At 36.3% G+C, this 19395-nt stretch carries 20 protein-coding genes; 7 read left to right on the top strand and 13 right to left on the bottom strand.

Annotated features, from left to right (window positions below; all coding sequences use genetic code 11):
* Position 1: 1 nt before the first annotated feature.
* From trpS to ruvX, 13 genes are all read right to left on the bottom strand, one after another.
* Positions 2-985: a tryptophan--tRNA ligase gene (trpS, locus tag J7J10_05670; protein MCD6130416.1), complete on the bottom strand. Its 984-nt coding sequence runs from the start codon at positions 983-985 to the stop codon at positions 2-4.
* Positions 978-1601: a site-2 protease family protein gene (locus J7J10_05665; GenBank protein ID MCD6130415.1), complete on the bottom strand. Its 624-nt coding sequence runs from the start codon at positions 1599-1601 to the stop codon at positions 978-980. Before J7J10_05665 ends, trpS begins: the two co-directional genes overlap by 8 nt.
* A gap of 1 nt (position 1602) precedes the next feature.
* A complete protein-coding gene (gene cysE / locus J7J10_05660) occupies positions 1603-2337 on the bottom strand; it encodes a serine O-acetyltransferase (GenBank protein MCD6130414.1) in 735 nt (244 codons plus the stop codon).
* Positions 2330-2767, bottom strand: a complete 438-nt coding sequence (gene ybeY / locus J7J10_05655; GenBank protein MCD6130413.1) for an rRNA maturation RNase YbeY — start codon at positions 2765-2767, stop codon at positions 2330-2332. The genes cysE and ybeY overlap by 8 nt, the downstream gene beginning before the upstream one ends.
* Complete coding sequence (locus tag J7J10_05650) at positions 2730-4976, bottom strand: HDIG domain-containing protein (protein MCD6130412.1); 2247 nt, start codon at positions 4974-4976, stop codon at positions 2730-2732. The genes ybeY and J7J10_05650 overlap by 38 nt, the downstream gene beginning before the upstream one ends.
* Positions 4954-5712, bottom strand: coding sequence for a PhoH family protein (locus J7J10_05645; protein MCD6130411.1), 759 nt, complete (start codon positions 5710-5712; stop codon positions 4954-4956). The genes J7J10_05650 and J7J10_05645 overlap by 23 nt, the downstream gene beginning before the upstream one ends.
* A 198-nt stretch (positions 5713-5910) precedes the next feature.
* Entirely contained in the window at positions 5911-7437 is a 1527-nt protein-coding gene (gene guaA, locus J7J10_05640; GenBank protein ID MCD6130410.1) for a glutamine-hydrolyzing GMP synthase, read from the bottom strand.
* Complete coding sequence (locus J7J10_05635) at positions 7438-8733, bottom strand: TldD/PmbA family protein (GenBank protein MCD6130409.1); 1296 nt, start codon at positions 8731-8733, stop codon at positions 7438-7440.
* Positions 8734-9747 carry a deoxyguanosinetriphosphate triphosphohydrolase gene (locus J7J10_05630; protein ID MCD6130408.1) on the bottom strand — a complete coding sequence of 338 codons (1014 nt, stop codon included), beginning with the start codon at positions 9745-9747 and terminating at the stop codon, positions 8734-8736.
* Positions 9744-10169 carry a hypothetical protein gene (locus J7J10_05625; GenBank protein MCD6130407.1) on the bottom strand — a complete coding sequence of 142 codons (426 nt, stop codon included), beginning with the start codon at positions 10167-10169 and terminating at the stop codon, positions 9744-9746. The genes J7J10_05630 and J7J10_05625 overlap by 4 nt, the downstream gene beginning before the upstream one ends.
* A complete protein-coding gene (gene miaB / locus J7J10_05620; protein ID MCD6130406.1) occupies positions 10126-11484 on the bottom strand; it encodes a tRNA (N6-isopentenyl adenosine(37)-C2)-methylthiotransferase MiaB in 1359 nt (452 codons plus the stop codon). Before miaB ends, J7J10_05625 begins: the two co-directional genes overlap by 44 nt.
* Positions 11454-12458, bottom strand: a complete 1005-nt coding sequence (mltG, locus tag J7J10_05615) for an endolytic transglycosylase MltG (GenBank protein MCD6130405.1) — start codon at positions 12456-12458, stop codon at positions 11454-11456. The genes miaB and mltG overlap by 31 nt, the downstream gene beginning before the upstream one ends.
* On the bottom strand, positions 12455-12862 hold the full coding sequence (ruvX, locus tag J7J10_05610) for a Holliday junction resolvase RuvX (protein ID MCD6130404.1): 408 nt from the start codon (positions 12860-12862) through the stop codon (positions 12455-12457). Before ruvX ends, mltG begins: the two co-directional genes overlap by 4 nt.
* Positions 12863-12905: 43 nt before the next feature.
* Here ruvX and J7J10_05605 point away from each other — a divergent pair, with 43 nt between their 5' ends.
* The 7 genes from J7J10_05605 (at position 12906) to nrfD (ending at position 19370) form a co-directional block, all read left to right on the top strand.
* The gene (locus J7J10_05605) at positions 12906-13946 is read left to right on the top strand and encodes an N-acetylmuramoyl-L-alanine amidase (protein MCD6130403.1); all 1041 of its coding nucleotides are present in this window, start codon (positions 12906-12908) and stop codon (positions 13944-13946) included.
* Positions 13947-13978: 32 nt separating this feature from the next.
* A complete protein-coding gene (gene iorA, locus J7J10_05600; protein ID MCD6130402.1) occupies positions 13979-15664 on the top strand; it encodes an indolepyruvate ferredoxin oxidoreductase subunit alpha in 1686 nt (561 codons plus the stop codon).
* Positions 15661-16209 (top strand): indolepyruvate oxidoreductase subunit beta, encoded by a 549-nt coding sequence (locus J7J10_05595; protein ID MCD6130401.1) that lies wholly within the window; start codon positions 15661-15663, stop codon positions 16207-16209. The genes iorA and J7J10_05595 overlap by 4 nt, the downstream gene beginning before the upstream one ends.
* Positions 16184-16870: a competence/damage-inducible protein A gene (locus tag J7J10_05590; protein ID MCD6130400.1), complete on the top strand. Its 687-nt coding sequence runs from the start codon at positions 16184-16186 to the stop codon at positions 16868-16870. The genes J7J10_05595 and J7J10_05590 overlap by 26 nt, the downstream gene beginning before the upstream one ends.
* Positions 16871-16935: 65 nt before the next feature.
* A complete protein-coding gene (locus J7J10_05585) occupies positions 16936-17409 on the top strand; it encodes a hypothetical protein (protein MCD6130399.1) in 474 nt (157 codons plus the stop codon).
* A 9-nt stretch (positions 17410-17418) separates the two neighbouring features.
* Entirely contained in the window at positions 17419-18180 is a 762-nt protein-coding gene (locus tag J7J10_05580) for a 4Fe-4S dicluster domain-containing protein (GenBank protein ID MCD6130398.1), read from the top strand.
* Positions 18180-19370 (top strand): polysulfide reductase NrfD, encoded by a 1191-nt coding sequence (gene nrfD, locus J7J10_05575; protein MCD6130397.1) that lies wholly within the window; start codon positions 18180-18182, stop codon positions 19368-19370. Before J7J10_05580 ends, nrfD begins: the two co-directional genes overlap by 1 nt.
* Positions 19371-19395: the final 25 nt, after the last annotated feature.

Below are 19395 nucleotides of genomic sequence, written 5' to 3'. Positions count from 1 at the left end.
ATCATCCGAAAACCGCTTCTCTTACCTCCTCCATTGTTTTTTCCGATTCTTGGCGTGCCTTTCTTGCTCCTTCCTCGAATATAGAAAGAATATCTCCTTTTCTCTTTTCCCATATTACTCTTTTTTCTCTGTAAGGTCTCAATTTTTCATTGATGTTTTTTATGAGTATATTCTTACAATCTACACATCCTATTGAAGCGTTTTTGCATCCTCCTTCTATTTCTTTTATCTTTTGTTTATCGCTAAAAATCTGATGTAGGTAGAATACTCCACACATATCAGGTCTTCCTGCATCGTTTTTTCTCAAACGCTGAGGATCTGTGAACATGACCTTTATTTTTTTCCTTGTTTCTTCCTCATTATCACTCAGATAGATGGCATTGCCATAAGATTTACTCATTTTTCTGCCGTCTATACCCAATATCTTGGGAGCGGTGGAGAGAAGTGCTTGCGGCTCTAAAAACACATCTTTTTTTGTCAAGTAATTAAATCTTCTTACAATTTCTCTTGCCAATTCCAGATGTGGTAGCTGATCGAAACCCACCGGTACATATCTTGCCTTATACATGGTAATATCTGCAGTCATCAAAACGGGGTAGCCTAAAAAGCCAAAGTTGCCTGCAGCTTTCTCTCCTATTTGAGATACGACATCTTTGTAGGAGGGGTTTCTTTCCAACCAGGAGACAGGTGTTATCATTGAAAAGATGGTGAATAATTCTGCATGTTCCTCTATTTTTGATTGTACAAATATCGTACTTTTTTCAGGGTTTAGACCAAATGAAAACCAATCGATGACCATATTCATTGTTTCTTCTTTTAAATGAGTAGAATGAGCAAAATCTGTAGTTAGGGCATGAAGGTCAGCCACAAAATAGAATGTTTGATAATTCTCATTTTGTAGTTTTATCCAATTATTCAGTGCACCATACAGGTTGCCTAAGTGCAGATTCCCCGTAGGTCTCATTCCACTTAAGACTCTATCCATAAAAACTACCTCCTATAAGAAGCCTTGATAGATATTGCACCAGCGGGAAAACGGTAAAATCAAAGAATCTCAAAAATAATAAGATAATAACTATATACAAACCAAACGGTTCAAGTCTCTCTAACATGCAGGAATACTTCCATGGCAGAAGACCTACCGCTATTCTTCCTCCATCCAACGGTGGGATAGGAACGAGATTAAATATACCTAAAATCAAATTTATGTAAACGCCGTACCAAAAAACCGTACTAAGTAGCGGGGAAAAAGAGAATAGATGATAAAAAATGGCAAATATAATAGCTAACACAAAATTTGAAGCAGGACCTGCCAGCGCTACATATACGGAGTCTCTCTTGGGATTATGTAGATTGTTGAAATTTACAGGAACAGGTTTTGCCCATCCAAACAGAATGGGAGATCTGGAAACAATGAGAAGCAAGGGGATAATAATTGTACCAAGTAAATCTATGTGCGAAATAGGATTAAGTGTTAACCTGCCCATGAATTTTGCAGTGTTATCTCCTAACCTATAGGCTATATATCCGTGCATAACCTCATGCACAACAATAGAAAAAATCAATATAACGATGGCTAAAATATAAATTTGTATCTGCATTTTACTTTAAACTTTTTATATCAAAGCTTTTAATATACTCCTCAATCTTTTTTAATTCTTCTGCTTCTTTCAGCCTTTCTTTTTCCATTGATTCTTTATCTCCTTTTGATAGTGCCTTTAATTCTCTTTCTATTCTTTCCACTCTATGCAGGAGGTAGCGCATTAACTTTCCTTCAATGTCTGGAATTTTCGCGTGTTCTAAATCTACGCCTTCGATCATTTCCTTTTTCTTGATTACTCTTCCTGGTATACCTACAACAGTGGAATTTGGTGGTACATTCCCTACTACAACACTGCTTGCGCCTACCCTACTATTTTCCCCTATGGTAATTGCACCTAAGACCTTTGCTCCTCCGCCCACAACCACATTATTTTTTAGAGTGGGATGTCTCTTTACCTTTTTTAGGCTTGTTCCGCCCAATGTTACTCCCTGATAGAGTGTTACATCATCACCAATTTCTGTAGTCTCGCCAATGACTATCCCCATTCCGTGATCAATAAAAAACCTTCTTCCTATTTTTGCTCCCGGATGAATTTCAATGCCCGTGAAAAATCGGCTTATGTGAGAAACAAACCTTCCAATAAATCTCAGCTTATGTTTCCAGAAAAAATGGGCAATCCGATGTCCCCATAATGCATGTAGTCCTGGATAGCAGAAAAAAATCTCAAAACTATTTCTTGCCGCAGGGTCTCTTTCAAATACAGTGCGAATGTCTTCTCTTATCCCTCTAAACATAGTTCTTCTCTTTTAACACAAGAAGGAGTTCTTCCTGTTTTTTTTTCATTTTACAAAAATTTTCTTCGTTGTCATCCTTATACTCCATAAGATGCAAAAAACCGTGGATAAGTAAAGTGGCCAGTTCTTCCTTTAATGGTATTTTTATTTCTCTTGCATCCTTTTTTGCTCTGTCCCAGGAGATCACGATATCCCCCAGTAATTTGTAGAATACATTATCTTCTCCTTCTCTCAGTGAAAAAGAGAGAACATCCGTAGATTCATTTATACCTCTATACTTTTTGTTCAATATTTTCATTTTTTCATCATCTGTTATAAGAATACTTACCTCTACATCTTTCAATGCAAACTGCTCGCCCAAAAAACCCATAATATTTTTTATCCACTTTTTACTAATTCTTCCCTTGCTTTGCTGTACTTCCGTTTTCACCCGCTGTCTCCGGATAATCTATGCGATAATGAAACATGCCGCTTAATACCTTTACAAATGCATTGGAAATCTTATCGAGGTCTGCAAGTGTTAACTCACATTCATCTAATTGTCCATCCAAAAAGATATCGGTGGTTGTCTTTTTTACCAATTGTCTAATATGTGAGATACTGGGTTCACTTAATGTGCGAGAGATTGCCTCTACCTGATCGGCAATCATAATAATACCTGCTTCTCTCGTTTGTGGTTTCGGTCCCTTGTATCTAAATTCTTCTTCCTTTACATCCATTTTCTTTTCTTTTGCTTTACTATAAAAATACTTGATAAGTGTTGTTCCGTGATGCTGTTGAATAATATCTTTTATTCTTCTGCCCAATCTGTATTTATTCGCCAAAAGTATCCCCTCTTTTACATGATCTATAAGTATCAATGCACTCATTGGAGGAGAAAGTTTATCATGCTTATTTACACCACCCATCTGATTTTCTACGAAGTACAGGGGTTTGGACATTTTGCCTATATCATGATAGTAGGCACCAACCTTAGCTAAAACGGAGTCAGCGTCTATCGCTTGAGCTGCCGCTTCTGCCAAACTACTCATAGCAATACTGTGCTGATATGTGCCTGGGGCTTTTAAAGCTAATTCTCTCAATAAGGGATGGTTCAAATTCCCCAATTCCATCAGTCTTATGTTTGTAGAGATACCGAAAAGCCATTCGTATATAGGCAGTATACCAGAAACTATCAGAATAACCGTAATGCCGGAAATAATACCGAAGACACAGGAAATTAATGTATGAACGGAAAAGAAACCTTCATGCATGGAAAAAACTAATATTAATGCAGTGCTTATTAGCGAAATATTTATCCCTGTTTTTATAATTCCTACTCGTTCTTTGCGTTTTGAAATGCAAAGAGAACCACCTGCACTTCCCAGGAAAACATAGAGGGCAATTTGCATATTAACTGTTTTGTCAGGAAGGAGAAAAACACAGGCAGAGAGCAGAAAGGCAAATATTAAAGAAAACTCAAAACTTATCGTTAATGCTATAAGCACTGCTCCAAACGCAAAAGGGGTGGCATATAAAATAGAAATCTTGGACAATAGCGCATTGCTGTATGAGATATTACTGGCTAAATACTCGTAAACCTTGACTACAACAATATTTAAGAGAAAAGTGGCTAAGAACAACTTTATATAGTTCTCATTTTCTAAGTACTTTTTGCCCATATATTGCATAATGAAATAAGAAAAGAAACCGAAAGCAACTAAAAGAAGAATGATTCTGGCATAATCAAAGATGACATTTTGCTTATACTTTAGCATGTTCATTGCAGTGAGCTTTGCGTAATCTGCAGCTGTTATAATATTTCCTTCTCTAACAATTACCTGTCCTTTTTTTACCTGAATAAATGCTTTGTCTACTTTAGCTACCGCTTCATCTTTCATTTTTTTGGTCTCTGCACTGTTGTAGAACAAATTTGGACGAATAAGCTTTTTTGTGATGTCCCATATCAAAAACTGGTGAGCGTAGCTTTGTTTTGAAGATATTATATTTTCATAGATTTCAAATTTTACCTTTTCTACATCTGTAATAGAGGAACTTTTCATCTGTTTCTGTCCACCTGTTTGCAAATCTTTTACCGTAATCACCTTAGGTGTAAGTCCAACCCCTTTTTTCATAGATACTATGGGTTTATCTTTCAATTGCATACATGCATTGATTATTGCTCTCTCTATCTCAGGAGAGAATTTTAATCTAATCAATCTTTCAAAAATGGAATGATCAGTTTCTATACCTATGGTTTTAAAGAATGTGGTTTCAAATTTTTTTCTATTTTGTTTAGTAGTAAGCTTTGGCAAAGCATTTCTACCCATAGAAAATGAGTTTTCTACATTGTGCACTACTTCCAAATAAACGGAGTGATTAAAATCAAATATGGGTGTAACATTTTTTTTTGCTTCATTTATATGCAATTGTGTAGATACCTTATCTTCAATAAGCAAATTTTCTTCTGCCCTAATCGTTTGTGGGGAAACATCGCCTACATGCAAATTGTAGATAAGACCTCTGGAAGGGAAGAATAGAAAGCTGGTCACCACAAATGTAACAGCCAACATAGCATATATGCTTGTTACATATTTTGAGATAATATTGAAAAAGTTGTTTATCTTTTTCTTTGCTTTATTTTGCTTCTTTTCTTTCATAGGCCTCAATAATTTTTGTTACTATGGGATTTCTTACTACATCATCTTTAGTGAAATAAACAATCTTCAGGTCCTCAACAAAAGCCAATGTTTCCCTTACATCTATAAGTCCCGATTCTTCTGTAGTGGGCAAATCTATCTGTGTAACATCACCCGTAATTACTGCTTTTGAATTAAATCCCAGTCTCGTTAAAAACATCTTCATCTGAGTGGGCGATGTATTCTGTGCCTCATCGAGAATAATAAACGCATCATTTAATGTTCTTCCTCTCATATATGCTAACGGAATAATTTCAATTCTTCCTTGATTTAATAATCTAGTTACTCTATCTATGTCCAAAATATCGTATAATGCATCATATAAAGGTCTCATATACGGATGTACCTTTTCATACATATCGCCAGGCAGAAAACCCAATTTTTCTCCTGCTTCTACGGCCGGTCTGGTAAGGATAATCCTTTTTACCTTTTTCTTTAAAAGGTAAAACAAGGCCATCGCCACGCTTAAGTAGGTTTTTCCCGTTCCTGCTGGCCCAACGCATACTGTTATTGTATTGTTCTTGATAGCCTCTATACAATTGCGTTGAGCAACAGTTTTTGGTATAAGCTTCTTTGCTTTATTGTGCAGCGTTTCAGTGGCGAAAATAGCTTCTACTCTGATATTTTTTGAAACATCCACAGTCTTTAAAACATTTTCAAAATCCTTTTTTGAGAGATAATGTCCTTCATTGATCATTTTATCTATATCCTGAAAAAAGACAGACGCTTTCTTTACGCTATCTGCCTTTCCAGAGATAACTACATCTCCCCCTCTAAAAATTGCATCAACACCAAATATTCTATTGATGTCCTTTAGTTTTTCTTCGTTTTTATCTAATAAAAAAGTTATATAGGATGTATTTTTCAATGTAATGCGCCTATCCACTCATTCTCCTTACTCCCATTCTATTGTTGCTGGCGGTTTGCTGGATATATCATAGACCACTCTGTTCACGCCAGCTACCTCATTTATTATTCTAGTGGATATCTTGCTCAAAAGTTCATAGGGAAGTTTTGCCCAATCGGCTGTCATACCGTCTTTACTCTCCACCGCCCTTATGGCTATTGTATAATCGTATGTTCTCTTATCACCCATCACTCCTACCGTACATATAGGTAAGAATATAGCAAAGGATTGCCATAATCTATCATAAAATCCAGCTTTTCTTATCTCACTGGTGATAATATCATCGCTATTTCTCAGTATATCCAGTTTTTCCTTTGTTACCTCTCCAATAATCCTTATTGCCAGACCCGGTCCTGGGAAGGGCTGCCTTTTAACATAGTCTTCCGGCAGTCCCAAAATCTTTCCTATTTTTCTCACTTCATCTTTAAATAATTCTTTTAGTGGTTCTACAAGTTTGAATTTCAAGTTTTGCGGCAGTCCACCCACATTATGATGCGTTTTTATCCTTGCCGATGGTCCTTTTACCTGCCTGCTTTCAATTACATCAGGATATAATGTGCCCTGTGCCAAAAAATCCACATTCTTATACATTTTAGCTACTTCATAGAAGACATTGATGAATTCTTCTCCAATAATCATTCTCTTCTTTTCTGGATCTTCAATGCTCTTCAATCTCCGTAAGAAAGAACGAGAGGCATCCACATAATGAATATCTATTCCCATTTTTTTGAGCGCATTCCTTACTTCTGTTTCTTCATTTTTTCTCAATAAACCGTTATTTATAAAAACAGGAATCACATTTTCCCCAACTGCTTTGTGTAAAAGACAAACTAAAACAGAAGAATCTACTCCACCCGAGAGTGCACATAGAATATTACTTTTGCCTACTTTTCTTCTCGTCTCTTCTATTTTTGAAGATATGAAATGCTCTATCGTCCACCCCCCGGAAACATGACATATTCTATAAGCAAAATTTTCGAGCATCTTTTCTCCATATTGAGTGTGGTAGACCTCAGGGTGAAATTGCAGCAACCATACCTTCTTTTCTTTATCCCTGATGGCAGCAAAGGGTGAATTGTCGGTGTGAGCGATACGAACAAATTGAGGCGGAAGCTTGTCTATTTTATCACCATGACTCATCCAAACTAAGGATTTGTCCTCAATTCCCTCAAATAGCTCCTCATTTTTCTCTATATATAGGTTGCTGGGTCCATATTCTCTTTTTGAGCTGCTTGACACCTTTCCTCCAAATAAATGGACGAATAACTGCATTCCATAACAAATACCCAAAATAGGAACAGGCAATTTGAAAATACCCAATGAGGGAATGGGTGCATCCTTCTCCCACACGCTCATGGGCCCTCCAGAAAGAATAATCCCCTTTGCACATTTAAGTTTTTCTGTCTGTACATCAAATGGATAGATTTCTGCGTAAACACCTTTTTCTCTCATCTTTCTCGCAATAAGTTGAGTATATTGAGAACCAAAATCAAGAATGATAATCTCTGGATTCATTTATCCTCCAACAGATACATCTTCTATGCCTATATCTGGTGCTCCTACAGCGGAAAGAAATTCTATCTTTTCAGAAATGGCAAAAACCTTGCTTAAAAGTGTAAGAATATTACCTGTCATAGTGGCTCCCCTAAATGGTTCGTATTTCCTCCCATTTTTTATTTTTTGACCTGATATACCTACGGAAAAATCACCTGTTATTTGATTTGCAGTATGTAATCCCAAAAGCTCCGTGATATACAGTCCGTTGTTCATTAAAAGAAGTATGTTTTTTTCTGCTCCATTTTCTATATAGATGTTCGTGGGAGTGATTTTTAGGGTTTGTCTATAATTTTCACGAAAGGCGTTAGCCGTATTTTCATAATTTAACTCCTTGCTGGTAAATGAATTATGGAGGAAATTTTTTAAAATACCGTTTTCTACTAATTTTGTTTTTTGGGTAGGAATACCTTCGCAATCACATAGGGATGTACCCACTCCACTTTCCATTGTCCCGTCATCTATTATGTTTATGAGGGCTGAAACAATCTTGGTTCCGATTCTATCCTCCAATATCGTTGCGTGTTTTAAAACTGAATCTCCTTCAAAGGCAGAAGAAAAGAAGGATAAAAATTGTCTCATCACTCGTGACGAAAGAACGATGTTGTATGTACCTTTTTCTAATGTTTTTGCACCCAATTTTTCTATAGCCCGAGATGCCATCTTTCTACCAATTTCTTCTGCATCTATTGTATTAAATATGGTTCCATCTTTTGCACAGAAGCCTATCTGAGCATCTTTATCTACGGCTAAAGCCATTCCCTCGGCGGTATAGAGAACATGTTCATCCGTACAATCTATGCCTTTATTGCTCCAGATAGAGATACATTTTTTCACCATAGAAGAACTTACCTGTTTTACCCTTACTCTTTTATCTATAGTTTGAGCTGTATCTTTTATATGTCTTACTTTATCAAGTAAGTCTTTTTCGTCTATTAGTTCCCTTTTTTCTTCAGACCTATAGCCAAATCTTGCTTCAGGCAAAGATATATCTTCTTTTTTTACCAACTCGCTCCAGTTTTTTAGATTATAAGTTATGTCCTTCAATTTATTTTGCCAGTCAGGAAAACAGGCTATGCAAAAATCTATTTTATGTCCTCCTTCAATAACTCTAAAGGCTAATCCCTTTTCTCTTTTCTTCAATAAGCTGAGTTCGTTTTCCTTTAAGTCGTAATTTGTCTCCTGTTCTTCTTCCCCGTATATTTCAAATTCCTTAAAGTTAGATAAAATCTCTTTTGCCTCTTCTATCTCTTTCATTTATTCCCCCCACGGTTTGGGCAAAAATATGTCTTTATAAGTCTCTAAAGCAAACCTATCCGTCATACCTGATATATAATCTATAACTACTGTTTCTCTATCCTTTGTAAACTGTTTTTTTATCTGTTCTGCGTGTTCTAAGAAATAATAAAAGAGTTCCTGTATTATCTTTTCTGCCTTTTTTGCTACACTTAATACTTTTTCATTAAAGTAAACATTTTCAAATAAGAAATTCCTCAAATCTTCCAATGCCTCCAAAACTTCATTTTCCATATCTATATGGTGATAATTATTGTCCGCTGTTGCTTTGATTACACTTTTAACCAGAGTAGCAATTCTTTTTGAATGACTGTTTCCCAAAATATTTGTTATCGGTTTGGGTAGGTCACCCTTTTCAATAATGCCTGCACGAATGGCATCGTCAATATCGTGATTCACATAGGCAATACAGTCTGAAATCCTCACGATTTGGCCTTCTAATGTGTATGGCATATCTTTAGTCACTATACTACCTCTTCCCTTCGAATGCTTTAATATTCCATCTCTTACCTCTTCGGTGAGGTTTAATCCATTGCCCTCCTTTGCTATAATGTCTACTATTCTCAGGCTTTGTATTTCGTGTTTAAAGCCATTTTTACTTATTTTATTTAAGGCTGCTTCGCCGGCGTGACCAAACGGAGTGTGTCCCAAATCATGTCCTAATGCTATGGCTTCGGTAAGCGTTTCATTTAAAAACAATGCTTTACTAATAGTTTTAGCAATTTGAGCAACCTCCAGCGTGTGTGTTAGGCGTGTGCGGTAGTGATCACTGGTAGGAGAGAGAAAAACCTGTGTTTTATGCTGTAATCTGCGAAAAGCCTTGCAATGGATGATACGATCTCTATCTCTCATAAACTCTGTTCTCACATCATCCAATGTTTCTTTTCTTTTTCTTCCCTTAGCAGAACAAGAAAATGCAGCATTCTTGTGAAGTGAGTTTTCTTCTTCCTTCTCTAATTTTTCTCTGATATTCATAAAATGTGCAGCATCTCCTCGGCAAAACGCATCCAGTTTCTTTCTATATATACTCCTTTCAACTCCTTTTTGCTATATATAGGGGCATTATACAGGACACTTATGATCAACGCATCGGGAAAATTCAACCAATATCGTTCACAAAAATTTTTGCCAACAATTTCTACTTGAGCAAGACTATCCTCTGTCCACGTATCGGCTATTATTACGGCATTTACCGATAAGTTTACCCTGCTAAATAGATTATCTAACAACTTATAGAAGTTGTTTTCCGGAACATAAACGCCCAGGAGAACAAGGGAGAGAATGCAAGCTTTATCTTTTGCTATAGAAAATTCATAAAGCCCATTTGAATTATCTTCCAAGACGATGCTTCCTTTATCTCCGTAAAAATCCACATCTTTGATTTTCAAACTTACCATAACTGTCCTCCATGTTTCCCTGCAAACTATGTTTTTTTGCCTCCTGAATAACGACTTTAACTATTTTTCCTTTTTTTGCCTCTCCTGAAAAATTTACTATCTTGTTTGTTGTTGTTCTGCCTGTGAGAAGATCGCCTCTTTTAGCATTTCCTTCCACCAAAACATTAAATATCTTCCCCACATCCCTTAAGTTGCTTTCCCATGTAATTTTTTCCTGTAAATTTTGAAATTTTTCTAATCTTTTTTCCTTTGTTTCCTTCGGCACTCTTTCCTTTGTAGAAGCAGCGGCCGTAAAAGGTCTTGGTGAATATTTAAAGGAAAAGGAGAAATCAAATCGTATTTTTCTCAGCATATCCATCGTTTGTTCAAAATCATAATCCGTTTCCGTAGGAAATCCAATAATGATATCTGTGGTAATGCTTCCTTTTGTTGTTTCTTTAAAGAGCAATGCTTTTTCTATATATTCTTCCCTTGTATATTTTCTTCTCATAAGCTCCAATATTCTATTTGAACCACTCTGAACAGGCAAATGAATATGTTTGCAAAGCTTATCTATTTCTTTAATTGCTGAGATGAGAGAGTATGAGAAGTCCTTAGGATGAGATGTAACAAATCTTATTCTCTGTATATCATCAATTTTGCTAACATCGTATAAAAGATCAACAAAGTTATAATTCTTATAGAGCCCTTTTCCATAAGAATTTACATTTTGCCCCAGCAGCGTTATCTCTTTAACCCCACCTTGAGCTAACATTCTTATCTCTTTTATGATGTATTCTTTCTCCCTGCTGATTTCCTTCCCCCTGGTATAAGGAACAATGCAGTAGGAACAAAAATTATTACAACCATAGGTAATGTCCACAAAGGCACCTGTCCTATCTTTTAAGTGAGGTAATATTTTGTTAGGGTTGTGCATTGTTGAGGGAATATACATTATTCTTTCCCCATTCAATACATCTTTTAAAACCTGTTCAAAATCTTCTATCCTCCGCGTATTCAAAACAGCATCTACATCTTTAAATCTGTTCAATATTTCTTTTCCCTTGTATTGAACAACACAGCCGCAAACAATGAGTTTCGCACCCTTTTTCTTTTTATGAATGAGACGACCGATAAAACTATATAGCTTCTGTTCAGCCTTTTCTCTCACTGCACAGCTATTTACCATTAGAATGTCTGCATCTTGAGGAGAGGAAGACAAATAGCCTTTATTCTCAAGGGTTGCTGCCATTTTTTCTGAATCTCGCTCATTCATCTGACAGCCAAATGTTTTTATATAGTATTTCAGATTTTCTTTTGATATTTGTTTACCCATATTCCATGTTCTTTCAAGTTTTTGGAAAATATATGTGTTCCATCGTTTTTAGAAACAAAGTAGAGATAATCCACACTCGCAGGATGGAGGGCGGCAATGAGAGACTTTTTGCCGGGATTACAGATAGGAGTGGGGGGAAGTCCATAAAATAGGTAAGTGTTATAAGGTGTGGATTTTGTCAAGTCCTCCTTTTTTAAGTTTCCATCAAAGTTTGATAATCCGTAAATTACTGTTGAATCCATACACAATTTTATGCCTTTTTTTAACCTATTATATATAACGGCAGCAACCATCGCCTTTTCCTCGTTCCTGGCTGTTTCCTTTTCTACAATAGAGGCTATCTTCAAGATTTTATATCTGTCTGCAGTCTCAGATGGAGATAACCTGCTGTATACCTCATTGAACCTGTTTACCATTGTTCTAATTATATCCTTTGCTTTCTCCCCACAATAAAAGAGGTAAGTGTCTGGAAATAAAAATCCTTCTAAAGATGTTCCGTTTATGTAAAGGCTGTGGACAAATTCCTTATTATTACAAGTTTCCAAAAACTTTTCTTTTTTTATTATATGAGAGCTGTCTAAAACTTGAGCAATCTGTTCTATAGTATAGCCTTCGGGTATAGTTACCTTTATGGCAGGAACTTTAGAAGACATAAGCTCTATCCCTACTTCTTTAGGAGTTAAATGTGTGGAAAACTTATGCATCCCTGCTTTTATCTTTTTAGATATACCACTCAAAATGACATAATAGTAAAACCAGTCTGCCTTTTTTATAATTTTTTCTTTATGCAATTTTCTTATGATATCTTTTATTTCTTCTCCTTTATCTATAGATACATACTTTACCTCCTCTTTTAAAGATGCAGGTGAATGCAGATAATGATTAAAGGAAATAAAGATACAGATTATTATTGCTAAGATCAGGACATATAAAATAAAGTTTGCGATTAATAGTTTCTTTACATTTATCTTCATTTGGTAGAATCTAAATAGCCCTGGAGTATAAACGCCGCTGCTATTTTATCGACAGTCTTTTTTTTCTTCCTTCCCTTAACTGATGCTTCAGATAGAATTTTTAGAGAAAAACTCGTGGAAAGTCTTTCATCCCAGGTTGTTATCTTTATTCCTCTCAGGATTTTTTTTAATTTCTCTACAAATGCTCTTGTGATTTCTACTCTTAAGCCACAGGTACCATCCATATTAATGGGCATGCCTACAACAACCGTCCCCACATCATATTCCTTTACCATCGTTTCAATCTTTTTATATAAACCCTTCTCGTTTTTCCAGATCTCAAAACCCGTAGCTATTATATTCATAGAATCACTTACCGCAATGCCTACTCTTTTATCTCCGTAATCTATGCCCAGCATTCTCATTACATTTGAAAGATAATAAAAATAAAATATAATTCAATATATTATGAAGAAAATATTATTTTTCTTTCTTGTCATCTTGTGTATTTCGTTCACCTACAGAGGGGCAGAATCGCTCTATGAAAATGCATCCTATAGAGAAACATATTATACATACAATTTTAACAAGGAAAAACTCTTAAAGGTAGCCAATGAATACAAATATCTATATGAAAATTATTCAAAAACCAAATATGCACCTATATCTGTCTACAGAAGAGCATGCATCTTTAATGATTTGTATAAGAGATACAAACTGTCATATTATAAGAGTGAAAGGATAAAAGCCCTGAACCTTTTAATCAAAGATTATCCAGAAAGTTGGGTGACAAAGTTTGCCAAGCAGAAGTTTCGGCAAATAATTGTTATTTCTTCGAAAAAAACAAAAAAATACACAGTAGTTGTTGATCCTGGACATGGGGGGAAAGATCCCGGAGCGGTAGGGATTAAAGGGATAAGGGAAAAGGATATTGTTTTAAAGATTGCAAAGGAAGTAAAGAAGAAACTTTCCAGGAGGGGCGTAAATGTATACCTTACCCGAAAAACAGATGTTTTTATCCCACTTTCCAAAAGGGCGCACATTGCCAATGAGAAAGGCGCAGATGTGTTTGTCTCTATTCATTGTAATGCTTGCAATAATAAAAAGGTGAGAGGTACATCCACCTGGATATTGAATGCGACATCCGATAAGAGGGCAATACAGATTGCAGCCCGCGAAAATAATGTGCCCATCGAAAAGATGGGTGATATAAACAAGATAATACTTTCTTTAATACAAAGTGCAAAGCTCAATATATCAAAAAAACTTGCTTATTATGTGCAGAAAGATATTGTCAGAGAATTGCACGGTGTATCTCAAAACATCGGTGTAAAACAAGCTCCTTTCTATGTTTTAGTGGATACCCGTATGCCCAGCATATTGGTGGAAACGTTGTTTGTGACAAATCCCTCAGATGCACAACTCCTTTCAGGAAAAAAATACAGGAGATGTATTGCTGAAGGCATCTCAAGGGGCGTCATTAAATTTTTAGAAGAAAAAGACAATTGACTTTTCTATGAGAAAAGCTACCATGAGCAAAGATGCGCAGTTTCTTATCTGGTAACGAATCTATTGCATACGGTAGCCATGAAGCAGGGGTAAGATATGCCTCATCTTATCCTGGCACACCATCCACAGAGATATTAGAAACACTTTCAAAATTTCCTGAGATAGAAACAGAATGGGCAGTCAATGAGAAAGTGGCTCTGGAGTGTGTAATAGGTGCCTCCCTTTCTGGCGTCAGATCTCTTTATGCCAGTAAGCATGTAGGTCTGAATATTGCGGCGGATCCTCTAATGACACTTTCTTATACTGGTGTAAATGGAGGTCTACTTATAGTTTCAGCAGATGATCCCAATATGCATTCCTCGCAAAACGAGCAGGACAACCGTTGGTATGCTCTATCTGCAAAAATACCACTATTTGAACCATCTGACAGCCAGGAAGCATACGAACTCACAAAATTATTATTTGATCTATCGGAAAAATTTGATACTCCTATTCTTTTAAGGATTACAACTAGATTATCTCATTCTAAATGTGTTGTGAACATTGAAGGCAGGCGCACAGAATTCAAAAAATTATATAAAAAAGACTCACAAAAGTATGCAGCCATACCTGCCTACGCCAGGAAAATGAAGATAAGAATGATGGAAAGATTAGATAAATTAAGAGATTTTTCAGATAATTTTTCTTACAACAAAATAGAGATGAGGTCAAAAAAATTGGGAATTATTACCTGTGGTGTATCTTATAATTATGTCAGGGAGGCATTTGAAGATGCATCTATCTTAAAGATTACAATGTCTTTTCCTCTACCCCGAAAAAAAATAGAACAGTTCTGTCATTCCGTAGATAAGGTGTATGTTGTAGAAGAGGTAGATCCATTTATAGGAGAGCAGATAAAAGCAATGGGGTTAAATGTCCAAACTATATCTGGCTCATTTGAGATGAGTGTAGAAAAATTAAAAAAAGAAATATTAAATGAAGAGATTCCCAAAAGTATAGATGTGCCTGCTCGGCCTCCCGTTCTCTGTCCTGGGTGTCCGCATAGAGGCGTATTTTACATTTTACATAAATTAAAACTTACGGTTTTGGGAGATATAGGATGTTATAGTTTAGCAGTGCTTCCGCCGCTTCGTAGTATGGATTTTATTCTATGCATGGGAGCGGGAGTAAATGCCCTTCATGCCTTTTCTAAATTAAATGACAAGAAAGCGGTGGCTGTAATTGGTGATTCTACCTTTTATCACTCCGGTATTACTGGTGTTTTAAACAGTGTTTACAACAAGGGAACGGATACCATCATTATCCTGGATAATATGACCACTGCAATGACAGGACATCAACCACATCCGGGAACAGGAAAAGATGCAAAGGGAAGAGAAACCCAGAAAATTCCCATAGAGGACATAGTAGAAGCCTGTGGGGTAGAGCATATAAGAATTGTTAACCCTTTTGATTTAGAAGAATTAAAAGAAACTATTTCAGAAGAAATTGAAAGAGATGATATCTCGGTTATCATTGCCCGTGCTCCCTGTGCGTTGATAGTAGAAAAAAAAGAACCACTGTATATCAATGCTGAGAAATGCACGGGGTGTAATGTATGTCTTTCGTTGGGGTGTCCAGCCATACAAAAAAAGGGAGATAAAATGGATATTATTTCTTCTCTCTGTAATGGATGTAACTTATGCAAACAAGTCTGTCCATTTGGAGCGATAGAATGAATATCGTAATCTGTGGTGTGGGAGGACAGGGAATCCTAAAAACAGGCGAACTTATCTCTATTTGCGCAATGTTATCTAATTTTGATGTAAAAAAATCTGAAGTTCACGGTATGGCACAGAGAGGAGGCAGTGTAATCACCTTCGTGAGATTTTCACATAAGGTATATTCACCAACAGTACCCATGGGAGAAGGCGACATTCTTCTTTCCTTTGAGATGTTAGAAGCCTTAAGATACTTAAAATATTTAAAAAAAGAGGGCATTGGTATATCGTCAAGTATGAAAATAAAACCAGCAGATTCCAGCTATCCAGAAAATATAGAGCGGGATTTGCAGAAAAGAGGATTTGTAATTGTTGATTGCAAAAGCATCAAAGATATGCGTTTTTTAAATACATATATGACAGGTTTTGTTTCTCCTCTATTGCCTTTTGAGGAAAATATATGGTTATCTTCGATTGGAAAGGTTTTTACAAAATCTATAGAGGAGAATAAGAACATATTTCTGAAAGGCAGGAGAGATGGTGATTCTCTGTATCGGCGATGAGCTTTTGGCCGGAGATATAGAAAACACGAATGCTACCTATCTGGCAAAGAGATTGACAGATTTAGGCAGTATTCCGGAAAAGATTATTACCTTGCCCGATGATGTTTTCGCTATTGCCGATGAAATTCAAAATTACCGAGATAAGATTATTATAACCGGTGGATTGGGTCCTACTCCTGATGATAAGACCAGAGAAGCTGTAGCACAGGCCTTGAATAAAAAGATTGTAAGAGACAAAATCGCCGAACAAACAATAAAAGAAAAAATAAGAGAAAAGGGCATAAAAGAAAAGGCAAGAATAGAAAATGTGCTAAAAATGGCAGATTTACCCGAGGGGTGCAGTCTCATAGAAAACGATGTGGGTGTAGCTCCTGGCTTTATCGTTGAAGATAGAATATTTGTTTTGCCTGGCGTGCCTAAAGAGATGAAAGCTATGTTTGAAAAGATAAAAGGATGTTTTCAGGGGGAAAAGATATATACAGAGTGGTTGAAGACAGAAAAAAAAGAATCGCAAATTATATTTGCTATTAAAGAAACTCTAAAAAGATATAATGTAAAGATAGGTTCTTATGGCAGGGATGGTAATGTTTTTGTGAAAATAAGTTCAATAAATGAAGAGGAGGTGGAAAAAGCAAAAGAAAAGCTAAAAAAATGGGTTTAATTTTTATTTACAACTTTTGATATTTCATTTATAATGTGAATAATTTTGTAAAAAGGAGGTTGGGAATGAGTTGGACAGCAAGAGTCTTTTTGATTGTGCTTATTATTGTTGTAGCTTATGTCGCTCTGAAAAGTCTCACCAAACCGAAAAGTATGGGTGTGTTTGGTCATTATAGAGCAGCTAATATATCCAAACAGCTGAACATTCCAACAAAACTTGTAGGAAAGGAGGCCTGTAAAACCTGTCACGAGCAGGAATACAATGATTTGTGTTCCAAGGAACCGTCAAGTGCTCATAGGGATTTGCAATGTGAAGCCTGTCATGGTCTTGGGGTAGCCCATCCTAAGGAAGGAGTTGTTCTTTCTCATGGTTGCAAGATACCAGATGTAACCAAACAGTGTATGTATTGTCATGAAATGTTACCTTCAAAGCCAAAGAGTATGCCACAGATAACATTGAAAGGACCAGAGGCTCATTTTCCCGGCATGGCATGTACAACCTGTCATACAAATACTCACAAACCTGCATTTTATAAATAGGAGGTGGAAATGAAAAGAAGAGATTTTATAAAAGCAACAGGAACAATTACCTTAGCCGCTGGTGTTTATCTCACTGTATTGAAACCTTCTGCATCTGCACAGGAAGAAAAAGATTGGTTAAAAGGATACGATTGGTCTAAGCATTATTGGGGCTTTGGTATAGATTCTACTAAGTGTATAGGATGCGGGTCTTGTGTGAGAGCGTGCAAAGAGGAAAATGATGTTCCAAAAGATCCATATCATTTTCGGTGCTGGGTGGAAAGGTATGTGTACCTTAAAGGTGAAGAAAAACCAAAGGTTGATTCACCGAATGGAGGATATGACAGCTTTCCTGATAAATACAAAGAAAAAGAGGTTTCAAAAGCCTTTTTTGTGCCTAAACTATGCAATCAGTGTGCAGTTCCTGCTTGTGTCCAGGTATGTCCAGTAGGAGCGACATATCAGACCAAGGATGGTGTGGTTTTGGTAGACAACGATTACTGCATTGGTTGTAGATATTGCATAGAGGCCTGTCCTTTTGGTGCAAGATATATGAACGATGAAGTAGGATGTGCGGATAAGTGCACCTGGTGTTACCACCGTATTACAAAAGGATTGAACCCAGCTTGCGTGGAAGCCTGTCCGGTAGAAGCGAGAATATTTGGTGACCTGAAAGATAAAAACAGCGACATAAGTAAATTTGTTGAGAAATATAGAGTCAGTGAGTTGAAACCCGATATGGGTTGTGAAGCGAGGGTTGAATATAACGGGATTAATTCGGAGGTGAGATAATGCCAGTAGATTTGAGTCTTATAAAAGGGTTTATTTATCCCAATGAGGGTTGGTTTCAGTGGAGCTTCATGCTGGTTATATACCCCTATATAACAGGATTGGTGGCGGGAGCATTCGTTGTTTCTGCATTCTATGAAGTATTTCATGATGAAAACTTTAAGCCTGTATCAAGACTTGCTTTAATCTGTTCGTTGGGTTTTCTTCTTGTTTGTGCAATGCCCCTTGAATTTCACTTAACACATCACTTAAGAGGATTTGAAATATTTATGACTCCGCATCTTACTTCTGCCATGGCTGGGTTTGGTTTCGTATATCTATGGTATTTATTTATATTGCTTCTGGAAATATGGTTCAACTTTAGAGAAAAAATTGTAGAAGGCGCAGAAAGTAAAAAACCATCTTTCCGTAGATTTATCCTACGGATATTGTTATTGGGTTCACATGATGTTTCTGAGAAGGCACTGAAAACTGTTCACAAGGTCGCTCATATATTAGCCATTATTGGCATTCCTTCAGCCTGTTTCTTGCACGGATATGTAGGGTTTATCTTTGGTTCAATAAAGGCAAATCACTGGTGGGCATCTCCGTTAATGCCATTCATATTCTTGCTTTCGGCAGTAGTGTCTGGTGTAGCGATGATGTATGTACTTTATTGGATCTGCTGTGTGATTATAAAAAGAGAACCAATGAATCACAAAACTTTAAATTCCTTTATTCAGCTGTTATTTGGCTTTATAATTGTTGATTTAGCATTTGAGGGATTGGAAATATTACAAATATTCTATGCACACATAGAAGCAACAATGCCCATAAAAGATCTTATAAAAAATGAGCTAATGGGTAGTTATGTATGGGGACAAGCAATCATCGGCTCAGGTGTTCCGTTTATTATTCTTATATTCTTGGAGTGGATAATACCATGGTCCAAAAAGCACCTACGACAAGGATTAATGCTTATTGCATCGTTATTTGTTTTAGGTTCTGTTTTTTTGATGAGATGGAATGTGGTTATAGGGGGACAGGAACTTTCTCGCAGTTTGTTGGGAACATTCCATTTTACGGAGGTATTTGGAACACATGAAGGTGTGGGTGTAGGTATTTGTCTTTTAATTCTACCATTTATCTTGATGATCATTTTCTCTTTATTTCTAGATCCGTGGGAGAAAAAAAGTGTAAAGGAGGTGAAGTAAAATGACACAAATTAAAGATTTGAGC

The sequence above is a fragment of the Deltaproteobacteria bacterium genome (genome assembly GCA_021159305.1).
In the GTDB taxonomy this organism is placed as follows: domain Bacteria; phylum Campylobacterota_A; class Desulfurellia; order JAGGSF01; family JAGGSF01; genus JAGGSF01.
This window is presented reverse-complemented; position numbering and strand designations above follow the sequence as displayed.